This is a genomic window from Halomonas sp., assembly GCF_041689495.1.
Lineage (GTDB): Bacteria > Pseudomonadota > Gammaproteobacteria > Pseudomonadales > Halomonadaceae > Halomonas.
The window spans coordinates 1-5,832 of the sequence record NZ_JBDNGD010000428.1; the positions used below are offsets into that span (position 1 = coordinate 1).

8 protein-coding genes and 1 pseudogene are annotated in these 5,832 nt (G+C 59.8%); all 9 read right to left on the reverse strand.

Features of this window, described 5'->3' with window-relative positions:
- Window positions 1-110, reverse strand: a 110-nt coding sequence (locus ACESMD_RS13355) for a hypothetical protein (RefSeq protein ID WP_372613958.1), incomplete at its 3' end; no start/stop codon positions are given.
- Window positions 111-174: 64 nt separating this feature from the next.
- On the reverse strand, window positions 175-1,059 hold the full coding sequence (gene atpG / locus ACESMD_RS13360; RefSeq protein WP_372613945.1) for a F0F1 ATP synthase subunit gamma: 885 nt from the start codon (window positions 1,057-1,059) through the stop codon (window positions 175-177).
- A gap of 68 nt (window positions 1,060-1,127) precedes the next feature.
- Window positions 1,128-2,672: a F0F1 ATP synthase subunit alpha gene (gene atpA / locus ACESMD_RS13365; protein ID WP_372613948.1), complete on the reverse strand. Its 1,545-nt coding sequence runs from the start codon at window positions 2,670-2,672 to the stop codon at window positions 1,128-1,130.
- Between the two features lie 16 nt (window positions 2,673-2,688).
- The gene (locus ACESMD_RS13370) at window positions 2,689-3,225 is read right to left on the reverse strand and encodes a F0F1 ATP synthase subunit delta (RefSeq protein WP_372613950.1); all 537 of its coding nucleotides are present in this window, start codon (window positions 3,223-3,225) and stop codon (window positions 2,689-2,691) included.
- 11 nt (window positions 3,226-3,236) lie between these two features.
- Window positions 3,237-3,707 carry a F0F1 ATP synthase subunit B gene (locus ACESMD_RS13375; RefSeq protein ID WP_372613952.1) on the reverse strand — a complete coding sequence of 157 codons (471 nt, stop codon included), beginning with the start codon at window positions 3,705-3,707 and terminating at the stop codon, window positions 3,237-3,239.
- Window positions 3,708-3,771: 64 nt separating this feature from the next.
- Window positions 3,772-4,020, reverse strand: coding sequence for a F0F1 ATP synthase subunit C (gene atpE, locus ACESMD_RS13380; RefSeq protein ID WP_071943354.1), 249 nt, complete (start codon window positions 4,018-4,020; stop codon window positions 3,772-3,774).
- 68 nt (window positions 4,021-4,088) lie between these two features.
- On the reverse strand, window positions 4,089-4,952 hold the full coding sequence (gene atpB, locus ACESMD_RS13385; RefSeq protein WP_372613954.1) for a F0F1 ATP synthase subunit A: 864 nt from the start codon (window positions 4,950-4,952) through the stop codon (window positions 4,089-4,091).
- Window positions 4,953-4,966: 14 nt separating this feature from the next.
- Entirely contained in the window at window positions 4,967-5,353 is a 387-nt protein-coding gene (locus tag ACESMD_RS13390) for an ATP synthase subunit I (protein ID WP_372613956.1), read from the reverse strand.
- Window positions 5,354-5,579: 226 nt separating this feature from the next.
- A pseudogene (locus tag ACESMD_RS13395) lies at window positions 5,580-5,832 on the reverse strand (chromosome partitioning protein ParB); the annotation flags it as partial.

Below are 5,832 nucleotides of genomic sequence, written 5' to 3' on the forward strand. Positions count from 1 at the left end.
ACTCTCTCGTTGTTCGAGATATTCAGCGCGTCGTAGACCTTGGGAACATCGTCCCGCGGAAACTCTACGTCAATCACCGCGCCGATGATTTGTACGATACGTCCGCTCATATTGGTTCCTCTCAAAACCCTGAAAATGAAACCTGGTTGCCGGGAAGGACCGCCTTCCCTGGCGCTAGACGGCGGCGGCGCCTCCGACGATCTCGGAGATTTCCTGGGTAATGGCCGCCTGACGGGCCTTGTTGTACACCAGTTGCAGATCGTCGATGAGATCGCCGGCATTGTCCGTGGCACTCTTCATGGCGATCATGCGTGCCGCTTGCTCACAGGCACCGTTCTCGACCACCGCCTGATAGACCTGGGATTCGATGAAGCGAACCAGCAGGCTATCCAGCAGTACCTTGGCATCCGGTTCATACAGGTAGTCCCAGCTACCGGGACGCTTGTTGTCATCATCCTGATGCGCATCATTGCCCATGTCGGGAGAAAGCGGCAGGACCTGTCTGACCACCGGTTTCTGGGTCATGGTGTTGACGAACTCGTTGAACACCACGAAAAGCCGATCCAGACGCCCTTCGTCGTAGGCATCCAGCATCACCTTGACACTACCGATCAGGTCCTCGATCTCGGGTGACTCGCCCAGCCCTCTCTTCGCCGCGGCCAGGTTTCCCCCGTAGCTACGGAAGAACCCGCCGGCCTTGCTGCCAAGGGCGCAGAACTCGAGTTCCGCGCCCTTGTCACGCCAGGCCTTGGCATCCTGGAGTACGGACTTGAACAGATTGACGTTCAGGCCACCACAGAGGCCACGGTCGGTGGACACCACGATGTAGCCCACCCGCTTGACCTCTCGGTCGACCATGTAGCGATGCTTGTACTCCGGATTGGCATCGGCAATATGGCCCACGACGTTACGGATCTGTCGTGCATAGGGCTGGCTGGCCCGCATCAGGTCCTGCGCCTTACGCATCTTCGACGCAGCCACCATTTCCATGGCGCTGGTGATCTTCTGCGTATTCTTGATGCTCCCGATCTGGGTGCGTATCTCTTTTGCAGCTGCCATAGCGATCTACTCCGTTCGTGGCCCTCAGAAAGCTCCCGGGCCTTCCTTTCCGGGGAAGGCCTGCGGCATTACCAGCTCTGAGTGGCCTTGAACTTCTCGAGACCCTCTTTCAGACCCTGCTGGATCTCGTCGTTGTAGTCGCCGGACTGGTTGATCTTGTCGAGCAGATCCGTGTATTCGGACTTCATGTAATCCAGCAGAGAACGCTCGAAGTCCAGGACCTTGTCGACTTCCACATCATCCAGATGCCCTTCGTTGGCGGCATACAGGGATAGCGCCATCTCGGCCACAGACATGGGCGAGTACTGATTCTGCTTCATCAGTTCGGTAACACGCTGACCATGTTCGAGCTGCTTGCGAGTGGCCTCGTCCAGGTCGGAGGCGAACTGGGAGAAGGCCGCCAGTTCACGGTACTGGGCGAGGGCCAGACGCACGCTGCCGCCGAGCTTCTTGATGATCTTGGTCTGGGCCGAGCCACCGACACGCGACACCGAGAGACCGGCGTTGATGGCCGGGCGGATACCCGAGTTGAAGAGATCCGTCTCGAGAAATATCTGACCATCGGTGATCGAGATCACGTTGGTCGGAACGAAGGCCGAGACGTCGCCCCCCTGGGTCTCGATGATCGGCAGCGCCGTCAAGGATCCCGTCTTGCCCTTCACCTCGCCGTTGGTGAACTTCTCCACATAGTCGACATTGACACGCGCCGCGCGCTCCAGCAGGCGCGAGTGCAGATAGAAGACGTCACCCGGATAGGCCTCGCGGCCCGGCGGACGACGCAGCAACAGGGAGACCTGGCGATAGGCGACCGCCTGCTTGGACAGATCATCATAGACGATCAGGGCATCTTCACCGCGGTCTCGGAAATACTCACCCATGGTGCAGCCGGAATAGGCCGCCAGGAACTGCATGGGAGCAGGGTCGGCAGCACCCGCCGCCACCACGATGGTGTGTTCCATGACACCATGCTCTTCGAGCTTGCGCACCACGCTGGCAATGGTCGACAGCTTCTGACCGATCGCCACATAGACACAGGTGATGTTCTTGCCTTTCTGGTTGATGATCGCATCGATGGCGACGGCGGACTTGCCGATCTGACGGTCACCGATGATCAACTCACGCTGGCCACGGCCGATCGGCACCATCGCATCGATCGACTTCAGGCCGGTCTGTACCGGCTCATCCACCGACTGGCGGGTGATGACGCCCGGTGCGACCTTCTCGACCGCATCAGTCAGCTTGGCGTTGATATCGCCCTTGCCATCGATGGCGTTGCCCAGGGAGTCGACGACGCGACCGATCAGTTCGGGTCCCACCGGCACCTCGAGAATACGACCGGTACACTGGGCGGTCATACCCTCTTCGAGTTGCAGGTAGTCACCCAGTACCACGGCGCCCACGGAGTCGCGCTCAAGGTTGAGCACCATGCCGTAGATGCTGCCTGGGAATTCGATCATCTCACCGAACATCGCATCCTCGAGCCCGTGAATTTTCACGATGCCGTCGGAAACGCTGACGATGGTGCCCTGGTTACGGGCTTCGGATGCGACATCCAGCTTCTCGATACGCTGCTTGATGATGTCGCTGATCTCGGAAGGATTCAGTTGCTGCATGCCATGTCCCTCGAACTCAGGCGATAAGGGCCTCGGAGAGGCGATTCAGTCGACCACGTACCGACCCGTCGATGACGGTGTCACCTGCGCGCAGGACGACGCCTCCCATGAGGTTCTTGTCCACCTGAGTGGTAATGGAGATTTCGCGTTTCAGGCGCTTCTTCAGCGCACTGGCGAGCTTCTGCTGCTGGCTGTCATCCAACTCGAAGGCGGAGACAACCGTTACCTCGATACGCTTTTCTTGCTCGGCGCGCAGACGCTCGAACTGGTCAGCAATGGCGCTCAGGGCCGGCAACCGGCCCTTCTCTCCCAGGGTATCGAGAAAGCGACGTTGGGCGTCATCGACACTGACGTCGGCCAACTCGATAGCCAGGGATACCCGGCGCTCGGTTGTCAGCTTGGGACTGCCGAGAAGTTCCTGCACATCATGGCTGGCCATGACAACGCCAAGCTTCTGCAACAGCTCGGACCAGGCGTCCAGCGCCTTCTGTTCACAGGCGTAGTCGAAGGCTGCCTTGGTATAGGGCCGTGCGACGGTTGATATTTCCGCCATGTGTCACCTCCTCAGAGTTCGGCAGCAAGCTTGTCGAGCAGCTTGCGATGCGTCTTTTCGTCGATGGAGGCTTCAAGGACGCGCTCCGCACCCACGATGGCGAGTCGCGATACCTGTACACGCAGCTCTTCCTTCGCACGATTCACTTCCTGCTCAATATCGGACTTGGCGTTGGTTATCATGCGCTCGCCTTCCTGGCGGGCTTGCTCACGTGCCTCGTCGATCATCTGGTTGGACCGCTTGTGGGCCTGCTCCAGGATTTCGGCCGCCTGCTCCTTGCTCTCACGCAGCGTCTCGTTGGCCTGCTCTTCGGCCAGTTCGAGATCGCGTGATGCACGGCTGGCAGCATCCAGGCCATCGGCGATCTTCTTCTGGCGTTCCTGCAGAGCCTGCATGACCGGAGGCCAAACAAACTTCATGCAGAACCAGACGAAGAACGCAAAGGCGATAGCCTGGCCGATCAGGGTTAGGTTCAGGTTCACGCCAGCACCTCTCGCGTCACAGGTTTGGGGTTATCGTCACGACGGGTCTTGCGACCGTCGAGAGTTAACCGACAAACGGGTTGGCGAAGGTGAAGAACAGCGCGATACCCACACCGATCATGGTCACGGCGTCCAGCAGGCCGGCGACGATGAACATCTTGACCTGCAGCATCGGGATCATTTCCGGCTGGCGTGCAGCGCCTTCCAGGAACTTGCCGCCCAGGATACCGAAGCCGATGGCGGTGCCGAGGGCACCCAGGCCGATCAGCAGGGACACTGCGATCGCGGTCAGACCCAGAACTTGTGCTTCCATGGTGATTTCTCCAGTTTCAGTCGAGTGGTTTAGTGGTTAGTGGATGTGGTCGAGTGGGTTAAGGATGATCAGTGTTTCTCCACCGCCATCGCAAGATAGACGATGGTCAGCATCATGAAGATGAACGCTTGCAGGGTGATAACCAGGATGTGGAACACGCTCCAGGCGAAGTGCAGCGGCAGCTGCCACAGGCCGATCATGGCGACCAGGATGAAGATCAGCTCGCCGGCATACATGTTGCCGAACAGACGCAGACCGAGCGACACCGGCTTGGCCAGCAGGGTCACGGTCTCGAGCAGGAAGTTGACCGGCACGAACAGCGCCTGGATCAGCTTGTTGGGCGAATTGAACGGATGCAGTGTCAGCTCACCGATAAAGCCGGAAAAGCCCTTCTCGCGAATGGTATAGAAGATGATCAGGCCGAAGACGGACAGCGACATGCCCAGCGTGGCGTTGATGTCGGTGGTCGGCACAACCTTGAAGTAGACGTGCGCCGGATCGGCACCGAACATGGCCCCGACCTTCTGTGCCAGCATGGGCAGGAAGTCCACGGGCACCAGGTCCATGAGGTTCATCAGGAAGACCCAGCAGAAGATCGTCAGCGACAGCGGCGCGATCAGCTTACTCTTGCCGTGGAAGGTGTCCTTCACGGAGTTGTCGACGAACTCGACCATCAACTCGACGAAGTTCTGCATCCCCCCGGGAATCCCGGTGGTCGCGGACTTGCCGATCTTTCTAAAGAGCCACAGGAACACCAGGCCGAGGCCGATGGACCAGCCCAGAGTGTCGAGATGCAGGGCCCAGAACCCCATGTCGGAGGCCTCCTGGGCGGAATGGGCTATCGACCAGCCGTTGTCCGGGTGGTACCCGAAAGTCAGGTTCTGCAGGTGGTGCTGGATATACTCCGTGGGAGTCGGGTTGTTGCCTGCCATGAGCTGCCTCGATTTCAGGTGTGTGACGGACGCTGCATCAGCCAGGGACTCAGCCAGTGCGCGAACAACGTCACCACGTACGCGCCAAAGAAGAAAGCGGGGTTTGAGGGGGGCACTGAGATAAACACCAGCGTGAACAATGCCGCCGTCAAACCAAACTTGCCAGCCTCCGCCTTGTAGAAGCTGTTGACGATCTGTTTCGTGTACCGGGCGCCCTGGTAGCGGAACATGCGCCAGGCAAAATAGGCATTGGGAAGGAAGGCTACCATCCCGCCCAGCAATACCGAGGTGGCGGTGGGCATTCCGCCATGCCATGCCCCAAGGCTCGTCATGAGGCTAACCGTGACCAGCTGGGCCAGCAGCAAGTTCTGGAAGCGTGGACGCTTGATGCTGGCCGCCATCGGCTTACCCCTGAAGTTGCCCCGTTACTGCGCCTCGGTTCGCCCCATGACCACCGCGGCAGCTTCAGCGAACGGTCCGGCGCGATTATAGGAAAGCCCCACCCAGGTTTCAACCGAGAAAGCCGCCAACGCGCACGATATCTCGTTGGTCTACGACTAAAAGTCGATAAATTCGGCCACTTTGTTTAGCGGGTTAAGCGCCATTCCTCTCCAGCCACATCCTCCGTCAGCGGATGTGCTCGAGGATACCATCGAGTTCATCGAGGCTTGCGTAGCGGATCGTCACGCGCCCCTTGCCGCCCCGTCCGTGCTGGATCTTCACCGGGGCACCGAGCACCTCGGCGAGGCGCGTCTCGAGGCCGGCCACATCCGCGGACGGCGCCTCACGCTGGGGCCTGGCCGGCTCACCGCTGGCCAGGCGCTTGACCAGCGCCTCAGTATCGCGAACGGTGAGGTCCTTGTTGACCACCTCATGCGCC